2 protein-coding genes are annotated in these 1,614 nt (G+C 47.7%); both read right to left on the bottom strand.

Annotation, left to right across the window (positions count from 1 at the left end; genetic code table 11):
* Positions 1-1,241: transglycosylase domain-containing protein (locus DA100_RS08125; RefSeq protein WP_171052176.1), on the bottom strand; the 1,241-nt coding region annotated here is incomplete at its 3' end.
* Positions 1,238-1,614, bottom strand: a 377-nt coding sequence (locus tag DA100_RS08120) for an ATP-dependent helicase C-terminal domain-containing protein (RefSeq protein ID WP_276608337.1), incomplete at its 5' end; no start/stop codon positions are given. The genes DA100_RS08125 and DA100_RS08120, both read right to left, overlap by 4 nt.

The following is a 1,614-nucleotide window of genomic DNA, read 5'->3' as shown; positions in this document are numbered from 1 at the left end:
TCTGACTGAAATGCATCCCCTGCCTTCTGCTCTAGTTCAATCTTCAACTGCTGAAAATAAGCGGGTTGGCGGCTGGCAATTTTCGGATTGTCCTGAATATCAAGGGGGCGACTTGCCGCCATATCATACTGTTCTGCCGTGAGAATGTTTTGCTGCATCATTAAGCGTAACACTAAATCTCGACGCTCTTTCGCACGCTCAGGAAAGCGCACCGGATTGTAGTAGGAAGGACCTTTTACCATGCCCACCAGCAGAGCAAGCTGGTCAATGCGCAGTTCTTGGATCGGCTGACCAAAGTAAAGTCGCGATGCAAGACCAAAGCCATGAATCGCCTCGCCGCCACTTTGACCGAGATAAACCTCGTTCAAATACGCCTCTAGTATGCGATCTTTGCTGTAGCGATAATCCAGAATCAAAGCAATGTAGGCTTCTCGAACTTTGCGCCATAAGGTTCGATCACTGGATAGAAAAATATTCTTGGCCAACTGCTGAGTCAGAGTACTGCCACCCTGCACAGTTCTGCCCGCCTTTACGTTAGCAACCATCGCTCGTGCAATCGCAACAGGCGAAACACCATCATGTTGGTAAAAGTTGCGATCTTCTGTGACGAGTAGGGCATCTACCATGACTTCTGGGAACTGGTCTCGACGCAAAAACAGCCGCTGTTCATCGTGGTTTTTCTCCAACATACCAAGCATTTTCGGCTCAATACGTAAGTAGCCTAAATCGCCTTTCTTTTCTAGTGATTGAATGCGCTCTAGCTGGCTTGAAGAGAAATGGAGCATCACATGACGATCAGGCTCTGGACCATCACTAAATTCAAATGGTCGACGAATCACTTCAATTTTTGTCGAAGAAGAAGAGTACTCGCCAGGGTAGCGAGGTTGGCGGACTTTGCGGTAATTGAGCACGTCTAACTCATTGCGCACTTCTTGAATCGTAATATCTTCGCCCGGAGCCAAGTTAAGGATTCGCGCATAAACCACAGTAGGCAAATCAAATAATTGCCCCTCAAAGCGTTGTTTAACCACACTATCTAGATAGATACCAACAAACAGCAACAAAGCGAAGCCAGCTAAGCCGACCTTCCAGCTAATGCCCCATAATGTTTTCAGCCACCTACGTTGGGGCGGCTTACTAGGCTTACGCTGAGGCGATTTCGCGCTTCGTTTACCAGATGGCTTCTTGGCGGTTGTGGGTGTTTTTGCCTTACTGGTTGTGGTGGTATTTTTCTTGGTCATGAGTTCAATTGTCGTTTTGTTTTCGTTGTCGCTACATGGTTAGCGGGATCATCAGGCCAAACGTGTTTTGGGTAGCGACCTTTCATCTCTTTTTGCACTTCGATATAAGCACCCGCCCAAAAGCTAGCAAGATCTCGGGTCACTTGCAGAGGTCGCTGCGCCGGAGAGAGTAGTTCCAAAACTAAACGCTTCCTGCCCTGTGCTATTTCTGGAGAAGCCTGCTCACCAAATACTTCTTGCATTCGTACTGATAACACGGGCTCCTGACCTTGCTGATAGCGAATTTTTTTCTTACTGCCTGCCGGCAACTGGTAATGCGTTGGTAGCCATTTATCAATGTCTTGGTTCAGTGGCCAACCTAAATACGCCAATA

It is taken from the genome of Vibrio sp. Hep-1b-8 (assembly GCF_006124995.1).
Taxonomy (GTDB): domain Bacteria; phylum Pseudomonadota; class Gammaproteobacteria; order Enterobacterales; family Vibrionaceae; genus Vibrio.
Note: the sequence above shows the minus strand (reverse complement) of the source record. Positions and strands in the feature narration are given on the sequence as shown.